Genomic DNA, 18,646 nt, shown 5'->3' on the forward strand with positions numbered 1-18,646 from the left:
GGATGGCGGGGGCTGCGTTGTCTGGATCGAATGCCCGGTCGGCCGTGCGCCTGCGCGGCGTCGTCAAGACCTATGACTCTGGCGTGACGGCGCTCGGGCCGCTCGACCTCGATGTCGAGAGCGGCGAGTTCGTCTCGCTGCTCGGGCCCTCCGGTTGCGGCAAATCCACCGCGCTGCGCCTGATTGCAGGTCTTGCCACGCCGAGCGCCGGCACGGTCGAGCTCGCGCATCACGGCGCCGAGCAGCGCGGCAGCCACAGGATCGGCTTCGTGTTTCAGGAGCCGACCCTGATGCCGTGGGCCAATGTGCGCGACAATGTCCGCCTGCCGCTGAAGCTTGCCAGCGTGCCGGCCGTCGATGCCGATGCGCGCATCGATGCGGCGCTGGATCAGGTCGGGCTCAGCGAGTTCGCGACCGCCTATCCGCGCGAATTGTCCGGCGGCATGAAGATGCGGGTGTCGCTGGCGCGCGCGCTGGTCACCGACCCGGATATCCTGTTGATGGACGAACCGTTCGCGGCGCTCGACGAGATCACGCGCTTTCGCCTCAACAACGACCTGTTGTCGCTGTGGCGTAATTTGCACAAGACCGTCATCTTCGTGACGCACTCGGTGTTCGAGTCGGTGTATCTCTCGCAACGCGTGATCGTGATGACCGCGCGCCCGGGCCGGATCGATGCCGAGTTTCGCATCACATCGTCCGAGCCACGCGGTGAGGCGTTCCGCACCTCGGCCGAATATGCCGCGCTCTGCCGCGAGGTCTCCAGTGCACTGGCGCCGTCCTATGCAGGGCAGGCGGGCGCATGAAGTCTCCGCAGGATCTCGTGCGCTTCCTGCTTCCCGTCGCGGTGTTCGCCGCGGGCCTCGTGCTCTGGGAAGCCATCGTCCGCGCCTATGGCATCCAGCCCTATGTGCTGCCGAGCCCGCTTCTGGTGCTGAAGACGCTGGTTGCGGACTGGCCGGTGCTGTCGCAATCGCTCGGCGTCACGCTGTTGACCACGCTCGAAGGCTTCGTTGCCGCCGCGATCGGCGGCGTGGTGCTGGCGCTGCTGTTCAACCAGTCGAAATGGCTGGAATATTCGCTGTTCCCCTATGCGGTGGTGCTGCAGGTCACGCCCGTGATCGCGATCGCGCCGTTGCTCCTGATCTATCTGCAGCAGCAGACCGCGGTGATCGTCTGCGCCTGGATCGTGGCGTTCTTTCCGGTGCTGTCGAACACCACGCTCGGCCTCAACTCGGTCGATCGCAACCTCGCCGGATTGTTTCAATTGTATGGCGCCTCACGGCTGCAGACGCTGCTGTTCCTGAAGCTGCCCGCGGCGCTGCCCTATATCCTCGGCGGCCTGCGCATCGCCGGCGGGCTGTCGCTGATCGGCGCCGTGGTCGCGGAGATCGCGGCGGGCAGCGCCGGCGCCGGCTCGGGCCTGGCGTTCCGGATCGCTGAATCGGGCTACCGGCTGAATATTCCCCGCATGTTTGCAGCACTTCTGCTGCTATCGCTGGCCGGGATTGTCATCTATGGGGTGCTGGCGCTAGTTTCGCACCTTCTGTTGCGGCGTTGGCATGAGAGCGCGTTAGGAAAGGACAATTGATGGCCCCGATTTCTTCCGAAAAGATCGATCTGTTGATCTATGGACCTGTCAGGCCAATCCTCGAGAACGGCTTTTCCGATCAATACGTGCTGCACCGGGCCGAAAGCCGCGGCGACCTCGAACGCCTAACGGGCGAGAAGAAGGACAAGATCCGCGGCATCGCCGTCACCTATCACACGATGGCGACCGACAAGACCGCGATGGCGTTGTTTCCGAAGCTTGAGATCGTCGGCAGCTTCGGCGTCGGCTATGATCACGTCGATTCCCATTACGCCCGCGATCACAATATTGTGGTCACCAACACGCCCGACGTGCTGACCGAGGAGGTCGCCGACGTCGCGATGGGCCTGTTGATCGCGACGCTGCGGGAGTTCGTCAAGGCCGACCGTTACGTGCGCTCCGGCCTGTGGCAGACCCAGAACTATCCGCTCAGCGTCGGTTCGTTGCGCGACCGCAAGATCGGCATCGTCGGCATGGGCCGGATCGGCCAGGCCATCGGCCGCCGCCTCGAGGCGTCACGCGTGCCGGTGTCTTACCATTCGCGCAATCCCTCCAAGGACGTCGCCTACAAGCATTATCCCGATCTGATCGAGATGGCGAAGGCGGTCGACACCCTGATCGTCATCGTGCCGGGCGGCGCCTCGACCGCGAAGATGATCAATGCCGACGTGCTGAAGGCGCTTGGGCCCCGCGGTGTGCTGATCAATGTCGCGCGCGGCTCCGTGGTCGACGAGCCGGCGCTGGTCGCGGCGCTGAAATCCGGCACCATCCTGGCCGCCGGTCTCGACGTGTTCGCGGCCGAGCCGAACGTGCCGGACGAGCTGAAGGCGATGCAGAACGTCGTGCTGCTGCCGCATATCGGCTCGGCCTCGGTGGTGACGCGCAATGCGATGGACCAGCTCGTGGTCGACAACATCAAGAACTGGTTCGCCGGCAAGCCGCCGCTGACGCCGGTTGCCGAAACCCCGGTGAAGGGCCGCTGATGACCCTGTCCCGCTTCAACGTCGCGCTCCTGCTGCTGCTGGCCGCATCCGGTCCGGCAGCCGCGCAGGATGTCTCGACGTTGAAGAAGGACATGATCGGGCAGTGGGAGCTCGCCACCACCGAGCGCAGCAAGACCTGCGTCGTGACGCTGAAGCCGGATGCAACGCCGCAAGGCTTCAAGCTCGAGCTCGAGCCGGCCTGCGCCGCCGCGCTGCCTTTCACCAAGGACATCACCGGCTGGAGCATCAAGGGCCTCGGCGACATCGTGCGGCTGCAGAACGCGGCCGGCGAGGCCGTGATCGATTTCACCGAGGTCGAGACCGGCATCTTCGAGGGCATGCGCACCAACGAGGGCGTCTATATCCTGCAAAACCTCGCCGCCGCGCGCTCGCTCGCGAAGTCGATGGACCAGATGATCGGCGACTGGTCAATGGTGCGCGGCAACGGCCAGGCGATCTGCGTCCTGGTGCTGACCAACACCGAGGCCGGCAACGACAATTTCCAGGTGTTCCTGAAAGGCAAATGCGATCCGGCGGTCGCGGCCTTCAATCCGACGCTGTGGCGGCTCGATCACGGCCAGATGGTCCTGATGTCGCCCAAGGGCGAAACCTGGCAGTTCGAGGCCGACGACAACGCTCAGTGGCGCCGCGTCCCCGACAGCGCCGACCCGCTGATCATGCTGCGCGAGCAGTAGAGTCGCTTGCCTCTCCCGCTTGCGGGCCTAGTTCCCCGTCATCCTGAGGAGCCGCGAAGCGGCGTCTCGAAGGATCGACGGGCCACCAGCCGGGCCGCGCACCCTTCGAGGCTCGCCCAGCGGCGCAATTGCGCCGCAAGGCTCGCACCTCAAGGGTGACGGGGAGGGGGTTGTCGCCCTCTTTCGCAGCAATACTCAAAAATAATTCCCAGCCCCTGTCGATCCTGCCCGCCCCGGATCGTCGTCCCCCATAGCGAGCCGATTTCACCGCAATAATCCTGCCGCTCGCCGGGAACAGGAGCATTTCATGCGCTTTATGTCGATCGTCCTCTCGTCCCAGCCGCCGCAGCAGCCGACCGAGGCGCTGCTGGAAGCCATGCACAAGCTTGCCGACCGCGAGATCAAGGCCGGCCGCATGATCGACAATGCCGGCCTGATGCCGCTTGCCACCGGCGCACAGGTTCGCCTGGTCGGCGGCGAGCTCAGCGTCATCGACGGTCCCTTCGTCGAGGCCAAGGAGGTGATCGGCGGCTATGCCATCTCGGAGCTGCGCAGCAAGGAGGAGGCGGTGGCGCTCGCGGTCGAGTTCATGCAGCTGCACAGGGACCACATGCCGGGCTGGGAAGGCACCTGCGAGGTCCGCGCCTTTGCCGGCTTTGCCGACCAGTGCGGCGAGTAGGGAGGGCACGCGATGCGCTTCATGTATGTCCTGGTCGCCGAGAAGCCGATGTTGCCAAATCCCGCGCTGCGCGAGGCGATCCACGCGATGGCCGATCGCGAGGTCAAGGCCGGCCGCATGCTCGATACCGGCGCATTGCTGCCGCGCACGGCCGGCGCTGAGGTGCGCATCAAAGATGGCAAGCTCAGCGTCATCGACGGCCCTTTCATGGAAGCCAAGGAGGTCGTCGGCGGCTACGCGATCTTCGAGCTGAAGGACAAGGAGGAGGCGGTGGCGCGCGCCGTCGAATTCATGCAGCTCCATCTCGATCACATGCCGGACTGGGAATTGTCATGCGAGGTGCGTCCCTTCATGTAGCCGTGACGGTTGGCGACCGATGGCTGAAATGACCGCCGCCGACATCCAGGCCACGATCCTTGGCGTGTGGCGCATCGAGCAGCCGCGGCTGATCACCAGCCTGTCGCGGATGCTGCGCGATGTGCCGCTCGCCGAGGATCTGACCCAGGAAGCCCTGGTCGCGGCGCTCGAGCACTGGCCGGTCAGCGGCGTGCCGGAGAAACCGGGCGCCTGGCTGATGGCGACCGCCAAGCGCCGCGCGCTCGATCATCTCAGGCGCAATCGCATGCTCAGCCAGCGGCACGGCATGCTTGCGCACGATCTGGCGCGGGAGCAGGAGACCATGCCCGATTTCGATTCCGCGCTAGACGACGATATCGGCGACGAATTGCTGCGGCTGATCTTCACCGCCTGCCATCCGCTTCTGTCGCGCGAGGCCCGTGCCGCGCTGGCGCTCAGAATGATCTGCGGCCTGACCACCGGGGAGATCGCGCGCGCCTTCCTGCAGACCGAGGCGGCGATCGCCCAGCGCATCGTGCGCGCCAAGCGCACGCTGTCGGAATCCGGCCTCGCATACGAGACGCCGCGCGGCGCGGAATTGTCGGAGCGGCTCGCCTCGGTGCTCGAAATCGTCTACCTCATCTTCAACGAGGGCTACACCGCGGCAACCGGCGACCAATGGCTGCGGCCGCAGCTCTGCAACGAGGCGCTGCGCCTGGGCCGCGTGCTGACCGCGATCGCCCCATTGGAGCCGGAAGCGCACGGCCTCACTGCCCTGATGGAGCTCAACGCCTCGCGGATGGCGGCGCGCACCGATGCGCAGGGTGAGCCGATCCTGCTGATGGACCAGAACCGTGCCCGCTGGGACCGCCTGCAGATCCGCCGCGGGCAGCTCGCACTGGCGCGCGCCCGCGAGCTCGGCGGCGCCGGCGGCTTCTATGCGTTGCAGGCTGCGATCGTCGCTTGCCACGCCGAGGCCGGGACATCGGACGCGACCGATTGGCGCCGCATCGCCACCCTCTACGGCGATCTCGCCGCGCTGGTAAATTCGCCGGTGATCGAGCTCAACCGCGCGGTCGCGATCGGCATGGCGGAAGGCCCGCTCGCCGCGCTTGCGATCGTCGACGGTCTCGGGCACGAGCCGGCGCTGAAATCCTATCATCTGCTGCCGAGTGTGCGCGGCGATTTGCTGCACCGGCTGAGCCGCTTCGACGAGGCCCGCGTCGCGTTCGAGGCCGCGGCTGATCTCGCCGGCAATACGCGGGAGCGCGAACTGTTGCAGCGGCGTGCAGCCGCGGCCGTGCGCGCCGCGCAGGACCCCGGCCGCCGCTGATCACTTCGCGGTTTCGACGCAAAGCGCAACCACGTAGCCCGCATGAGCGGAGCGACATGCGGGTCTTGCGGTGACCAATCCCTGGTATCGCTTCGCTCGCCCGGGCTACGAGCTGCTTGGTTGCCATTTGCCATCTACACGAAAGACGTCAGCAGGATTGCGTTAAGCGTAACTGAGCGCCGCGGCTGGATTGTAATTCAACAACGTGAGATTGTTTCCGTCGTCGCCGCCTGGACTGATGGGTCGATGAATCGACGAGGCCTCTTTCTGGCATTGGGTGCCGTCTCCGTGGCCGCATGGCTGGCATACGGCTTCTTATTCGGGCCTAACGAATTCGAAGCAACGTTTGACGACAACCTGGCCAGATTTCCTTTGGCCGCTTCGATGGCGTCGCAAGATCCCAATCTCCGGGAGATATTCCTTCGTCGGACCCAAGCAGCCTTCGGTCGAGGTGGATGGGTGGCAGCTAATAAGGCACTCAGGATAAGCCTTGCAGCAGAGGTCGAAGTCTATGCCGACGACGAGCATATCAACGCGATAACCCGCGCTGAGCTAGCTTTACTCCGCGATCTTGAAAACAAGCCGCTGGCTTGCAGGGCATTTCTGTTCGCGGGCGGCATGGCTGATGAACTGCCGCAAGCGAAGCCAGACGATCAGCTTGCGTGGTTTGCGCACCAAGCCGCCTTGCAAAACGGATTCGAAAGAAGACTGAGTGGGGTCGGTTGGACGAGACCCAACGAAAAAGAGACCGCGGATGTCATGCGGCTTCTCGCTCGCGGACCGATCGCGGCACTGACGCCTGCCGAACTAACTGCGACCGCCGACTATCTCGACGGTGATCCGGATTTGGCCTGTAGCGCGGCTATCAAAGAAGCACGGAATCTGACAGCTATGGACGCCGCTGATGCGGCCCGGGTCCGACGCATTCTCATGGCAAATTCGGCGCGGATCGACGCCGCCGAGGTCATGTCCAAGATATGCGCCGAACCTAACAACGGGTGGTCCTGCCCGTAGTGCTGCCGTCGCGAATTTGTCACTGGCAGACATTGGGAGCGCATTCGTCCGATCCCGTGGGCCAACCGTTCCCGCCGACTTCATAAGAATGTCCTCGTCTGGCCCAAACGGACCTTGCTCAAAAGAGGCACCGATCTCGACCTGTGCCCAAAGGCCCGGCCCCGACCGGGGGCCGCCGCGAGGGCCGGGCGGTTGTGACCGGCAGCAACCTATGACAGCATCCCGATTTCGATTTGTCGCAACTTCTGGAGACCCATGCCGCGCCGCAAATATGCCTGGGAGAATCTGACGGATGAGCAGTTGCTGGAGCAACGCCTCAGCAGCCTGAGGGTGAGGGTAGAGGGCACTTGGCTCGCGGACTGCGTCAGAACGCTCAACGAGGAGCTCGAGGAGCGGGGGCTGCGGCTGCGGCCGCACGCATGGATATCGAGCGAATGGTTCAGTCCGTCAAGTACGCCCGGGATCGCCATTCCATTCTATCTCGCCCATCCTCGCCTGATGAAGCTCGAGAAGAAGATGATGCTCGACGTCGAGGGCGGCACCTGGTCCGAGTGCATGGCCATTCTCCGTCACGAGGCCGGCCATGTCATCCAGCACGGCTACCAGCTGCAACGCCGCCGGCGCTGGCAACAGCTGTTCGGCCCGTCGTCGCGCCACTACCCGCGCTACTACCGGCCCAATCCGGCCAGCCGGAATTATGTCCAGCATCTTCGGCTGTGGTACGCGCAGAGCCATCCGGACGAGGATTTTGCGGAAACCTTCGCGGTGTGGCTGCGGCCGCGTTCGAACTGGCGGACGCGCTATGCCGGCTGGCCTGCGTTGAAGAAGCTCGAATATGTCGACGAGCTGATGGGCGAGATTGCCGGCAAGCGGCCGCTGCTCACGTCGCGTGAGCGCGTCGATCCATTACATTCACTCAAGCAGACGCTCGGCGAGCACTACAAGAAGAAGCAGGCGTTCTACGCCTTCAATCCACCGAAGACCTACGATCGCGACCTGTCCAAGCTGTTCTCCGCCGATCCACGGCATCAACGGCATCCGGCCGCCTCACTCTTCATCAGGCGGCACCGCGCCCAGATCAGGCAGCTGGTGGCGCGCTGGACCGGCGAGAACCAGCTGACGCTCGATGCCGTGCTTGATGATATGATCTCGCGCTGCCGCGAGCTCAATCTGCGCGCCGTCGGCCCTGAGCAGAAGCTCGTCGCCAACTTCACCATCCTGCTCACCGCCAAGACCATGCACGCGCTGTTCGGCCCGTCGCGCCGGAAATGGATCGCGCTATGAAACGTCTTCGCATTCTCGTGCTGATGCACCCGGACTTCGTGCCGCCGGATTCCTCGGACGGCTACTCCGCCCAGGAGATCAATGCCTGGAAGACGGAATACGACGTCGTGAGCACCTTGCGCGCGGCCGGCCATGAGGTTCGTCCGCTCGGCGTGCAGGAGGAAATCAAGCCGGTCCGCGACGCGATCGAAAATTTCAAGCCGCATGTGGTGTTCACGCTGCTGGAGGAATTCCACTACGAAGTGGTGTATGACCAGCACATCGCGAGCTATCTCGAGCTGATGAAGATCCCCTATACCGGGTGCAACCCGCGTGGCCTGATCCTGGCGCGCGGCAAGGATCTGTCCAAGACGCTGGTGCATCATCGCCGGATTCCGGTGCCGGCCTTCGCCGTGTTCCCGATGCGCCGGAAGGTCAAGCGGCCGCCGCGCCTGGCGCTGCCGCTGATCGTCAAGAGCCTGAGCTCGGATGGTTCGCTCGGCATCTCGCAGGCATCCATCGTCGATACCGACGAGAAGCTCGCCGAGCGGGTCGCCTTCATCCACGAACGGATCGGAACCGCCGCCATCGCCGAGCAGTTCATCGAAGGGCGGGAGCTCTATGTCGGCGTGCTCGGCAACAACAGGCTGCGGGTTCTGCCGGTCTGGGAATTGAAGTTCGGCAGCATGGGCGGTCACAGTGCGCGACACATCGCCACCGAGAAGGTCAAGCACGATCCCAACTACCAGGAGCGCATCGGGATTGAAGACGGGCCGGCCGGGAATCTGACGCCGGAACTATCCGCCCATATTCAACGGCTGGCGAAACGCATCTACCGGACGCTCGGGCTCGACGGCTACGCGCGCATCGACTTCCGCCTCTCGACCAATGGCGTTCCCTATTTCATCGAGGCCAATCCCAATCCTGAGATCGCCAAGAGCCAGGAATTCGCAACCGCGGCCCTGCATGACGGACTGGACTACGCGGGTCTGCTGCATCGCATTGTGACCCTGGGCATGAGCCGCGCAAAGGCGGGCGTATCCCTGGGCTGAACCGAAAGCCGCTACAGGCTGCGCTGCATCAGCGTATGGCGCCGGCCGTCCCTTGGGATGAACATCGCAAACGTTTCCCTAACGCGCGCCGCCGGCGTCGGGTCGGCAGCGGCGGCTGAGACCGGGGCCGCCGTGGGACGGAACGCATCCCCTTCCGGCCAGCGCCGTGCAACGACGTCGCCGACCGGCGCCATCATGAGCAAGTCGACGTTGCTGCTGGCGTCGTAAACGTACAAACCGGCAAGAAAAATCGACACGACAACAAGGATCGTCCTGAAAATCGGCATTGTGATTGCGCCTTCTTGATTGAGGCGAACAATGCCCCGCGACAGTGAACCGCGCGTTTAGCGCTCCGATCGATCGGTCGATACGGTTCCCACGTGGTGAAACGGTTCCCACGTCGTGCGATGGCTGCGTAAACGGCTCGCTTACCAATGCCCTCAAGGTTGCAGCAACCAGCTTTCCTCACCGGGGCGAAAGAAGTCTCTGGCATTGAGAGACCAAGAAAAACACTGAGGAGGCACCATGTTCGTCGCCATTCGAGTCATGATCCTGATCGCCAGTGCATACGCCGGCTCGGCCGTCGCAGAGATGCAGTTTGCGCCGTTGCCGAGCCCAGCGGTTTCGTCCGCGCCGTAGAACCGGCAGGCACTCCCGGCGCGGTTACGCCGGATTGGGTGCGGCGGCCCCGATTGCGCGGGCCGCGTTCTCCGTCATCCGGGTCGCCGTCAGTCGCAGGAAATACAGCGACAGTCCTGGATTGCGCTCGCACAGCTTCTTCAGCGCAGCGTCGCTGATCCACAGCAGATCCACGTCCGTTGCCGCCACGGCAGTTTGCGTGCGACGCCGTTCGAGTGAAAACAGTCCGATCTCTCCGAACAGTTCGCCTGCCGATACCCCGCGATCGATCTCCGGAAACCTGACCTGCCCCGATACGACCATATAGAGAAGGTCGGCATCGTCGCCTTTCCTGAAGATGGTTTCTCCCGCCTTGATGTGCTTTGCGTGCATGAACGGCTGCAGCCAGTTCGGAGAAAGATCGGTCGCCGCGGCAAGCTTGGCCTTGCGGAGCAGCCGAACCATCTGGAACAGCAGCAGCACGTTCAGCGGCAGCAGAATGATGTGCAGGATGAGCACCGGATAGATCCGGTCGCCCAATCCATAGCTGATGAACGCCAGATTGCTGAATATCGCGACGGTGCGCAGGCTCAACATGGTGCTCATGCAGAACGTCAGCAGTACAAGCGCCGACGCGAGGTAACCCAAGCCATCGATCAAGGTCATGGCAGCACCCACCTGAAAATGAACTGCAAGAAAAGTGTTCTGAAAGCGACTTCCAACCTTTGCTAGAGCGCTCATTTTCTTGGGCGGAAATGAGGCCGGCCGCGCATTGGGCGAAACAGACCTCCGTGATGCGACCTCCGCTAGCGGTGCCGCTTTGCATTGGAACTTCGCAGCTTTCCGTGGCTTTACCGAAGGTTGCCACGTTGGGATGCGAGATGTTCCGGCCCCTTGCCGTTGTGCTGCTGCTTGTGTCGACCGAGCCGGCGGCGGCCGCGGGTCTCGACGCGGCCTCGATCAACGATGCGGCGCCGCCGTCGGTAAAATTGCCCGGCCCTCACCAGGTCAATGCCTCCGTTGCGAGGCTCGAAATCATGCTCGATCGCGCGCATTTCTCCCCCGGCGAGATCGACGGCAAGCTCGGCGAGAACGCGCGGAAGGCGATGATCGCCTTTGCCGGGGCGAATGGATTGTCGTTCGACAAGGCGGTGACGGCGGATCTCTGGAGCAAGCTCGCCGCCTCCAGCGACGGGGCGGCGATCGTCAACTACACGATAGCAGAGGCGGACGTGAAAGGGCCGTTCCTTGAGAAGCTGCCGCCGAAAATGGAAAGCATGAAGGATCTGCCGGCTCTGGGCTACCGCAGTCCACGCGAAGCGCTCGCCGAGAAATTCCACATGAGCGAGGAGTTGCTGCAGGCGCTCAATCCCGGACAGAAATTCGACAAGGCCGGCGATACGATCGCGGTTGCCAACGTCCTCGACGCGGGAAATCCGGCGCCGGTTGCACGCGTCGAGGTCGACAAGACCCGGCAGACGCTCAGCACGTTCGACGCTGCGGGGAAGCTGGTTGCATTCTATCCCGCAACGGTCGGCAGTGCGGAGAAGCCGACGCCGAGCGGGACGTTGAAGGTGACGGCGATCAACAAGAACCCGACCTATCGCTACAACCCCGACTACAAGTTCAAGGGCGTCAAGTCGAAGCGGCCTTTCACGATCAAGCCCGGTCCGAACAACCCGGTCGGCTCGATGTGGATCAACCTCTCGGCGGAAGGCTATGGCATTCACGGTACGCCCGATCCCGCAAAGGTCTCGAAGGCTGAGTCCCACGGCTGCGTCCGGCTGACCAACTGGGACGCGGGGCGCGTCGCGGCCGGCCTTGCGAAAGGCACGCCGGTGACGTTCGTGGAGAGCGCGCGATAATGCGATGAACGTTGGAGGTTGACCGAGACGCGCAACGAGAGGATGGGTCGAGCGAAGCGAAACCCATCAATTCCCTTCCGCGGCGCAAATGATGGGTTTCGCTGCGCTCTACCCATCCTAGAGTCGACGAGCTATCAATCCTCGATTTATTTGTTCGGCTTTTCAGAATTTAACTTGACGTTTGACCCAACTCAGATGTTCAATACGCCCGTCTCACCCGATCGAGGGGCGCTTCGCGGTCGTCACGAACGCGGTGTGAGATGCGGTGGACGCGGAATGCGCGACTGACGAGTGCGCATGAGGCGGACGGTGAAGTCGTGTGGTCCTGACGCCCTAGCGGCCGGTGTCTCGTCGCAACACGCGAAGGCGTGATGCGAGGGCGGTGACAAACAAGCCCAGTCTCGCCGGGGAGAGCACGAAGTAAGCCGTAACCCATCGCGCAGGGAAAGCCGGATTGCTCCGGTTACACCTGTGGTCCTACCCCCGAGCTTTCTACCCTTTGCTCGGGGCCCATGGGTGCGATCGGCACCCGGCTTTCCCTGCGCCCTCTGTTCAAGAGAGGGTGGAACGAAATGCAAGACTCGGACAAAACATGTCGCGAGACGGCGATGCCATGTCCCCACCCACACTGTCATCGCCCGGCTTGACCGGGCGATCCAGTACGCCGCGGCCTCCCGGCTCAAGCATCAACGTCTCTGGAATACTGGATCACCCGCATGCGCGGGTGATGACACTGAGAGCCTGGCTGTTTGACATTCGAATCGGATCGTCCCGTTTCCCCGCGCAAGGGCCTCGCCGTAGTGGCCGCAGCAGGCCGCATCACGACTGACGCATGCCAGCACACACCGGCCATGGCAGACGGTCGCGCGAATCAGCGGTGGCGATCGTGTGCCTCAGGGTCGAGACGCGGCCGCGGCCCTACTGGTCCGTCTTCGGCGTCTTGCCTGCAATGTCGAGGCCGAGCCGGAGCGCGCGCTCATGGCGCTCTTCGGTCAGGAGCTTCAGTTCCCGTTCCAGCGACCGCACCACCTCCTCCTGCGTTTCCTTGGAGTGGCGGCGGGAGCCGCCTTGCGGATTGGCCGGTTGGGCAGTCACGGGAGGCCCCTGTCATCACACTGTCATCGCCCTGATGACACGGCCGGAGTCGCCGCGACAATCAAAAAGAGTTCAGTGGCTGCACGTTTGGAATGTTTGTTGTGCGTCTGACTCAAATTTGGGCAGAAAATTCTCTTTGCCTTCGTCTCGAATGGAGCCGAAGCCGGTCGTGCCCGCGGTCTCATCAATTGGGATGAGAGAGCCCGGTTCCGACGAAATCATTTCCGGATTGGCACGAAGGCGTCCTGAAACCGACAAGGTCTAACCTTAGTAGCGTTGTGAGGACGGATGCCTGGTGAGACGCTGATGATCTCGGTCGTGAGATGCACGACCAGGGTCGTGAGACTGGTCAGCACTCCCAGGACGTGGGGATGATCTCGGAATGAAGAAGCTGAATGCTGTGCCATATGTCTGGGCGGCCGCGCTGATCGCGGTCGCGGTCTGGGGCGTGAGCGGCACCCCGCAGATGGCGCACACCTCTGCCAGCACGCATTTGGCGCGGGCGCGATAGGGCGTTTCCCCCTAAAGCTTCGGCCGCAGCGAGCGCTGCATGTCCATCGTGTAGGTGTAGCGCCCCTCGGGGTGTGTGGTGATGGTGACTTCGAACAGTTCCTCGCGCAGGCCGTAGTAGCGGCGTACCACAGTGAGTGCCGGCGAGCCGGTCTTGACGCCGAGCGCCTTGGCAATCGGCGCCGGCATGCCCCGGACGAAGATTTCCATCTGGGCGCGCTCGGTGACCTGGCCGTACATCTTGGCGATCTGCTCGTGCACCGGGGTGCGGCCATGGTCGCTGCGGGTCACGACATCGGCGAACCGGCGCAGCACGTAGATCTCGGTCCAGCCGAGCGGCGCGGCGAACTGGTCCGAGCGGCGCACCGCCTCGATCAGGAACCAGCTCCTGCCGGGCTCGCATTTCAGGAGCCCGGCCAGCTTGCGGTCGGCGACGATATCGCTGCTAGCCACGACGTCGCGGTAGGTCTCGTTGGAATAACGCAGCCATTCGCCGAGCGACTTGACGCTGTGGGTGAACAAGACCGGCGGCTCGGACGCGATCACCACCGAGCCGAGGCCGGCGCGGCGCACGATCAGGCCCTGCTCGATCAGGATGCGCAGTGCCTCGCGCACGGTCTGGCGGCTCGCGCTGAAGCTTGCCATCAGTTCGGTCTCGGTCGGCAGCAGATTGCCGACCGCGTAGGTGCCGAGACGGATGTCCCTCTGCAGTCCGGTGGCGATGTCGCGATAGCGGGACGATCTCGCCCTGTCCGGTTGTTCAGACATGGTGGGTCACTGGCATGCCATATGGCAGGCGATCGGATGACCTGACTGCATCGACTGCAGGGCGGCCTCGAATGCAGTGAGCGTTGCCAGCACATCTGCCTCCGGCACCGGGAACGGCTGCTTGCCCTCGACCGCGTCGGCAAAGGCTGTGAGTTCCGCGGCGAGCGTGTCGACCGCCGGATAGCGTGTGGTCGCGGGCGCCTCGCCGGATTTCCGCAGCACCATCGTCACCTCGTCGAGCACTTCGGCAGATCCCTTCGTTCCGAACACATGCACGCGCCAATAGAACGGTGTTGCGCGGATTGTCGCAAGGGTTGCGCTCACGCCATTCACAAATTCAATCGCCAAGGTTGCAGTGTCGAGCGGCGGCGGCCCGGCCTCGCGCGCACTCAACCGGGCATAGACCTGGCGCACCGGGCCGAGCAGGCTGACGAAGCCGTCGAGCACATGCAGCCCTGCGCCGGTCAGCCCGCCGCCCGGCGACTCCTGGGGCGACAGCCGCCAGCCCTGCGTGACGGTCTGCGAGTTCTCGTTGCTGTTGTGGCCCTCGATATGCAGGATCGTGCCGAGCTCGCCGCCGGCTGTGACCGCGCGCAGCGCCCGCATCGAGGGCCAGAACCGGCGATTATGCCCGACCGCGAGCAGCACGCCGGCCTTGCGGCAGGCCGCGAACATCTCGGCGGCATCGTCGCGGCGCAGCGCCAGCGGCTTCTCGCAAAACACCTGCTTGCCGGCCGCGGCGGCCGCAATCACCTGCGCCTTGTGCAGCGAATGCGGCGTCGCCAGCAGCACGGCATCGATCTCGGGCGCGGCGAGCACGTCCTCCAGGCTTGTCGCGGGGAACAAGCCATGAGCCGCGCAAAAATCGGCGGCACCGGAGCTGTCGGGTTCCACCGCGCTTGTGATCCTGAGCCGCGGCTCGTTCTGCGCGGCCTCGACCAGCGCGCGGCCCCAGCGGCCGAGGCCCACGATCGCACAATTGATCATGAATGTTCCTCATCCCGGCCGCGTCCGGCACGGATCGCCTCGATCACCGCGGCGCTGTCGCTGTCCGGGCCTTCGAGCGCGATCGCTGCGCGCAGCAACTCGGCCTGCGCCGAGGTTAGCGGCAAGGGCAGGCCGTGCCGGCGGGCCTCCTGCAGGATCAGCTCGGCATCCTTCAGGGTCTGCGCGATATGCGATTGCGGCGAGTAATCGCGCGCCAGCATCTTCCGTCCCTTGCTGTCCATGACCCTGGAATATGCCGCCGATTGGCGCGCGGTCGCAAGGAACGTGGTGCCGTCGAGGCCGAGGCTCTCGGCAAAGGCGATGCCCTCGGCCAGCGCGGCGCGGTTGTTCTGCAGGATCAGGTTGATGGCGAGCTTGGTGCGGCTCGCATTGCCGATCGCACCAACATTGATCCGTTGCGGGTAGAGAATGTCGAGCGTCGCTGCGGCGGCGTCGATGACGTCGGGATCGCCGCCGACCAGCGCGGTTGCGGCGCCGGCGCGGACCTCGGCGCTGGTGCCCGAGATCGGCGCTTCGATGAAGGCAAGGCGCGAGCGCGAGGCGAATTCGGCGATCACAGCGATCTCGCCCGGCGCGCAGGTGGTGGTGCAGATCACGAGCGGCGGCACGGTTGCGTTCGCCAGGTCCGGCAGCAATCCCTTGACCTGGGCCGCGTCATACACCGCGATGACGATGGTCCGGCAGCGCGCCGCCACATCGGCGGCGAAGGCCGCGAACTCGGCGCCGCTGGCCCTCAAGCCGTCGTTCTTCGCGGCATCGATGTCGAAGCCGATTACGCGTACGCCGGCCTCGATCAGCCGCGCGGAGAGGGCCGATCCCATCAGCCCCAGGCCAATCATGCCGACGGGTGTCTCGCGAGCCATGATGCGACGGAGCTCTCGTCTATTGCGGTTGGATGCCGGCCGCCTTGACCTCCGCCGACCAGCGCACGACCTCGCTCCTGACGAAGGCGCCGAACTCGGGGGGCGCCAGCGGCGCCACGATCACGCCGACATCGGCGAGCTTCTTCTTGGTCTCCGGCATTGCGAGGTACCTGGCGCATTCGGCGTAGATCCTGTTGACCACCGGCTCCGGCGTGCCGGCCGGCGCGAACAGCCCGTACCAGATCGTGGCCTCGAAGCCGGGCATCGCTTCCGACAGCGCGGGCAGGCCGGGTGTGAGCTCGTTGCGGGTCGCCGATGTCACGCCGATACCGCGCAAGGTGCCGCCCTGCATCTGCGGGATCGCGACCGAGAAATCGCCGAAAGTCAGGTCGATCACCCCGGCCATCACGTCGGTCATCGCCTGCGGCACGCCGCGATAGGAGGCGGCGATCAGCGACAGGCCGCCGCGCGATTGCAGCTGCGCGATCGAGATCTGCGACGCGCCGGAGCCGTAACCCGCGGTCAGATTGGGGGTCGCCTTGGCGTAAGCGAGGAACTGCGGCAGGTCCTTGGCCGCAAGCTTCGGATTGACCAGCAGCACCATCGCCGTCGTGGTGGTGCGGATGACCGGCGCAAAATCCTTCACCGGATCATAGGGCAGGCTCTTGAGCGTCGCGACGTTGCTGGCATGCGTCGTGTTGGTGCCCATCAGCAGCGTGTAGCCGTCGGGCGCGCTGCGGGCGACTTCCTGGGCGCCGATGCTGCCGAGCGCGCCGGCGCGGTTCTCGATCAGCACGGTCTGGCCGAAGGCGTCCTGCAGATGCTGGCCGACCAGCCGCGCGACATTGTCGGGGCCGGCGCCGGCCGGGAACGGCACGATGATCTTGAGCGGCCGTTGCGGGAAGCCGTCCACCGCGAGCGCCGGCAGGACCGGAAGTGCCGAGAGCAGGACGGCAAGCAGCCCCAGCCGTAACTTCATTCCGGTCCCTCCCGTGTCTGCTTTGACAAATTTATACGGACAAATACGTCAGAAATGCAAGCGGCGGGCCTATCGCAATATTGAGGTGCGCCATAATTATCCGTATAAATAGCCCATACAGGGGAGCCAGACGATGGTCGACATCAGCGATCTCCATGCGCGCGGGCTGCGGCGGCGTCAGAAGATGTTCGGCGAGGACGATGTCGCCGAGCGGATGGCGGCCGCGGGCGATTTCGGCACGCCGCTGCAAAACATCATCAATGCTTATGTCTATGGCGACGTCTGGGAGCGGAGCGGCCTGTCCGACCAGATCCGCAGCCTCGTGATGCTCGGCATCACCGCGGCGAGCAGCAAACCGGCCGAATTCCGCGTTCATGCCAAGGGCGCGCTGGCCAACGGCTGCACCGCCGCACAGGTGCAGGACGTGCTGCTGCTGGTCGCGATGTATTGCGGCATTCCGGCTGCGATCGAGACCAGCAAGATCGCAGCCGAGGTGTTCGGCGAGGCGCCCCCCGAGGGGTAGGGCGCAGGCCTGCGCCGTGATAGGGACGTTGCCGACTGCGATCGGCAACAGGATGCGCCCAAGGATCTGCCCATGTCCGGCTTCCCCGCTTCGACCACCGTGCTCGATTCCGTGCTGTTTCGCGATGCCTTCGACACAAGCGAGATGCGCGAGGTGTTTTCCGATCTGCGGCTGATCTCCCGTTACGCCGAGGTCGAAATCGCGCTGGCCAGGGCCGAAGCGCGCTGCGGCGTGATCCCGGCGGAAGCGGCGGAGGAGATCACTGCCCAGACCGACGTTGCCGCGTTCGATTTCGATCTGCTGCGGCAGGAGACCGATGTCGTCGGCTACCCGATCCTGCCGCTGGTGCATCAGATGGCGAAGCAGTGCGGCGAAGCCGGCCGCTATGTCCATTGGGGTGCCACCACACAGGACATCATGGACACCGCCGTCGTGCTGCAGCTGCGCGATGGTCTCAGGATCGTCGAGGATGACATCAACGCGCTGCGCGGCATCCTCGCCGATCTCTCGAAAAGGCACCGTGACACGCCGATGGCCGGCCGCACTCATCTGCAGCAGGCGCTGCCGGTGACCTTCGGCTACAAGACCGCGATCTGGCTTGCGGCCTTCGATCGGCATGCCGCGCGGCTCACAGAGATGAAGCCGCGGGTGCTGGTCGGCCAGTTCGCCGGCGCCGCCGGCACGCTGGCCTCGCTCGGCGACAAGGGATTCGAGGTGCAGAAGGCGCTGTGCGAGGAGCTTGGCCTCGGCGTTCCGGTCTCGACCTGGCATGTCGCACGTGACGGTCTGGCGGAAGCGGTGAATTTCCTGGCGCTGGTCACGGGAACGCTCGGCAAGATCGCGCTCGACATCATGATCATGGCCTCGACCGAGTTCGCCGAGGTCTACGAGCCGTTCGTGAAGGGACGCGGCGCGTCCTCGACCATGCCGCAGAAGCGCAACCCGATCTCGTCGGAGCTGATGCTCGCCGCCGCCAAGGCGGTGCGCCAGCATGCCGGCCTGATGTTGGACGCGATGGTGCAGGATTTCGAGCGCGCCACCGGCCCGTGGCACGCCGAATGGATAGCTCTCCCGGAGAGCTTCGTGCTAACCGCCGGCGCGCTTCATCAGGCCAAGTTCGCGCTTGGCGGCTTGATCGTCGACGAGAAGCGGATGGCCGACAATCTCGACATCAGCCGCGGGCTGATTGTGGCCGAGGCCGTGATGATGGGCCTTGCGCCCGCGATCGGCCGGCAGGAGGCGCATGATGTGGTCTACGACGCCTGCCGTGTCGCCAACGACAAGGGCCTGACGCTGGCCGAGGCGCTCGCTGCGGATCAATGTGTCGCGAGCCGGATCGATCGGGCGACGATCGACCGCCTCACCGCGCCGAAAAACTATCTTGGCCTCGCACCCGAGATGGTCGACCGGGTGCTTAATTCAGTGAAGCGGTAAAATTCGAGGCAATTGCTCGCCGTCGCGTGATCGGGCG

At 64.5% G+C, this 18,646-nt stretch carries 21 protein-coding genes; 14 read left to right on the top strand and 7 right to left on the bottom strand.

Translation table 11 applies throughout. The annotated features are described in order from the left end of the window. Nucleotides 1-2 precede the first annotated feature (2 nt). The 10 genes from HAP48_RS18430 (at nt 3) to HAP48_RS18475 (ending at nt 8,946) form a co-directional block, all read left to right on the top strand. Complete coding sequence (locus HAP48_RS18430) at nt 3-806, top strand: ABC transporter ATP-binding protein (RefSeq protein WP_166211703.1); 804 nt, start codon at nt 3-5, stop codon at nt 804-806. Further along, a complete protein-coding gene (locus tag HAP48_RS18435; RefSeq protein ID WP_029083230.1) occupies nt 803-1,591 on the top strand; it encodes an ABC transporter permease in 789 nt (262 codons plus the stop codon). Before HAP48_RS18430 ends, HAP48_RS18435 begins: the two co-directional genes overlap by 4 nt. Next, complete coding sequence (locus HAP48_RS18440; protein ID WP_166211700.1) at nt 1,591-2,574, top strand: 2-hydroxyacid dehydrogenase; 984 nt, start codon at nt 1,591-1,593, stop codon at nt 2,572-2,574. Before HAP48_RS18435 ends, HAP48_RS18440 begins: the two co-directional genes overlap by 1 nt. After that, the gene (locus HAP48_RS18445; RefSeq protein ID WP_166211697.1) at nt 2,574-3,269 is read left to right on the top strand and encodes an AprI/Inh family metalloprotease inhibitor; all 696 of its coding nucleotides are present in this window, start codon (nt 2,574-2,576) and stop codon (nt 3,267-3,269) included. The genes HAP48_RS18440 and HAP48_RS18445 overlap by 1 nt, the downstream gene beginning before the upstream one ends. Nucleotides 3,270-3,576: 307 nt before the next feature. Then, a complete protein-coding gene (locus tag HAP48_RS18450) occupies nt 3,577-3,948 on the top strand; it encodes a YciI family protein (RefSeq protein WP_166211694.1) in 372 nt (123 codons plus the stop codon). 12 nt (nt 3,949-3,960) lie between these two features. Next, nucleotides 3,961-4,305, top strand: coding sequence for a YciI family protein (locus tag HAP48_RS18455; RefSeq protein ID WP_166211691.1), 345 nt, complete (start codon nt 3,961-3,963; stop codon nt 4,303-4,305). A 28-nt stretch (nt 4,306-4,333) separates the two neighbouring features. Next, the gene (locus tag HAP48_RS18460; protein ID WP_166216266.1) at nt 4,334-5,617 is read left to right on the top strand and encodes an RNA polymerase sigma factor; all 1,284 of its coding nucleotides are present in this window, start codon (nt 4,334-4,336) and stop codon (nt 5,615-5,617) included. Nucleotides 5,618-5,737: 120 nt separating this feature from the next. Beyond that, nucleotides 5,738-6,631: a hypothetical protein gene (locus HAP48_RS18465; RefSeq protein WP_166211688.1), complete on the top strand. Its 894-nt coding sequence runs from the start codon at nt 5,738-5,740 to the stop codon at nt 6,629-6,631. Nucleotides 6,632-6,886: 255 nt separating this feature from the next. Further along, nucleotides 6,887-7,915 (top strand): putative zinc-binding metallopeptidase, encoded by a 1,029-nt coding sequence (locus HAP48_RS18470; RefSeq protein ID WP_166211685.1) that lies wholly within the window; start codon nt 6,887-6,889, stop codon nt 7,913-7,915. After that, the gene (locus tag HAP48_RS18475; RefSeq protein WP_166211682.1) at nt 7,912-8,946 is read left to right on the top strand and encodes a D-alanine--D-alanine ligase family protein; all 1,035 of its coding nucleotides are present in this window, start codon (nt 7,912-7,914) and stop codon (nt 8,944-8,946) included. The genes HAP48_RS18470 and HAP48_RS18475 overlap by 4 nt, the downstream gene beginning before the upstream one ends. 11 nt (nt 8,947-8,957) lie before the next feature. On the opposite strand, the gene HAP48_RS18480 is transcribed toward HAP48_RS18475, so the two are convergent. Together HAP48_RS18480 and HAP48_RS18485 are read right to left on the bottom strand one after the other, a co-directional pair. Next, the gene (locus HAP48_RS18480) at nt 8,958-9,233 is read right to left on the bottom strand and encodes a hypothetical protein (protein WP_166211678.1); all 276 of its coding nucleotides are present in this window, start codon (nt 9,231-9,233) and stop codon (nt 8,958-8,960) included. A gap of 376 nt (nt 9,234-9,609) precedes the next feature. Next, nucleotides 9,610-10,230, bottom strand: coding sequence for a Crp/Fnr family transcriptional regulator (locus HAP48_RS18485; RefSeq protein WP_166211675.1), 621 nt, complete (start codon nt 10,228-10,230; stop codon nt 9,610-9,612). Nucleotides 10,231-10,445: 215 nt separating this feature from the next. Here HAP48_RS18485 and HAP48_RS18490 point away from each other — a divergent pair, with 215 nt between their 5' ends. Further along, nucleotides 10,446-11,429 carry a L,D-transpeptidase family protein gene (locus HAP48_RS18490; RefSeq protein ID WP_166211672.1) on the top strand — a complete coding sequence of 328 codons (984 nt, stop codon included), beginning with the start codon at nt 10,446-10,448 and terminating at the stop codon, nt 11,427-11,429. A gap of 918 nt (nt 11,430-12,347) precedes the next feature. On the opposite strand, the gene HAP48_RS18495 is transcribed toward HAP48_RS18490, so the two are convergent. Beyond that, on the bottom strand, nt 12,348-12,524 hold the full coding sequence (locus HAP48_RS18495; RefSeq protein ID WP_166211669.1) for a hypothetical protein: 177 nt from the start codon (nt 12,522-12,524) through the stop codon (nt 12,348-12,350). A gap of 382 nt (nt 12,525-12,906) precedes the next feature. Between HAP48_RS18495 and HAP48_RS50045 the strand changes: the two genes are divergently transcribed. Then, entirely contained in the window at nt 12,907-13,035 is a 129-nt protein-coding gene (locus HAP48_RS50045) for a hypothetical protein (RefSeq protein WP_275949049.1), read from the top strand. 11 nt (nt 13,036-13,046) lie between these two features. On the opposite strand, the gene HAP48_RS18500 is transcribed toward HAP48_RS50045, so the two are convergent. The 4 genes from HAP48_RS18500 to HAP48_RS18515 are packed head-to-tail and all read right to left on the bottom strand — an operon-like array spanning nt 13,047 to nt 16,652. After that, nucleotides 13,047-13,802 carry a GntR family transcriptional regulator gene (locus HAP48_RS18500; protein WP_029078007.1) on the bottom strand — a complete coding sequence of 252 codons (756 nt, stop codon included), beginning with the start codon at nt 13,800-13,802 and terminating at the stop codon, nt 13,047-13,049. A gap of 6 nt (nt 13,803-13,808) precedes the next feature. Further along, a complete protein-coding gene (locus HAP48_RS18505) occupies nt 13,809-14,789 on the bottom strand; it encodes a Gfo/Idh/MocA family protein (RefSeq protein ID WP_166211666.1) in 981 nt (326 codons plus the stop codon). Next, the gene (locus HAP48_RS18510) at nt 14,786-15,673 is read right to left on the bottom strand and encodes an NAD(P)-dependent oxidoreductase (protein ID WP_166211663.1); all 888 of its coding nucleotides are present in this window, start codon (nt 15,671-15,673) and stop codon (nt 14,786-14,788) included. Before HAP48_RS18510 ends, HAP48_RS18505 begins: the two co-directional genes overlap by 4 nt. Nucleotides 15,674-15,692: 19 nt before the next feature. Continuing rightward, nucleotides 15,693-16,652: a Bug family tripartite tricarboxylate transporter substrate binding protein gene (locus HAP48_RS18515; protein ID WP_166211660.1), complete on the bottom strand. Its 960-nt coding sequence runs from the start codon at nt 16,650-16,652 to the stop codon at nt 15,693-15,695. A 133-nt stretch (nt 16,653-16,785) separates the two neighbouring features. Between HAP48_RS18515 and HAP48_RS18520 the strand changes: the two genes are divergently transcribed. Both HAP48_RS18520 and pcaB read left to right on the top strand, forming a co-directional pair. Beyond that, nucleotides 16,786-17,175, top strand: coding sequence for a carboxymuconolactone decarboxylase family protein (locus tag HAP48_RS18520; RefSeq protein WP_166211657.1), 390 nt, complete (start codon nt 16,786-16,788; stop codon nt 17,173-17,175). Nucleotides 17,176-17,247: 72 nt separating this feature from the next. Further along, nucleotides 17,248-18,609, top strand: coding sequence for a 3-carboxy-cis,cis-muconate cycloisomerase (pcaB, locus tag HAP48_RS18525; protein ID WP_166211654.1), 1,362 nt, complete (start codon nt 17,248-17,250; stop codon nt 18,607-18,609). Nucleotides 18,610-18,646 lie beyond the last annotated feature (37 nt).

The sequence above is a fragment of the Bradyrhizobium septentrionale genome (assembly GCF_011516645.4).
GTDB classification, from domain to species: domain Bacteria; phylum Pseudomonadota; class Alphaproteobacteria; order Rhizobiales; family Xanthobacteraceae; genus Bradyrhizobium; species Bradyrhizobium septentrionale.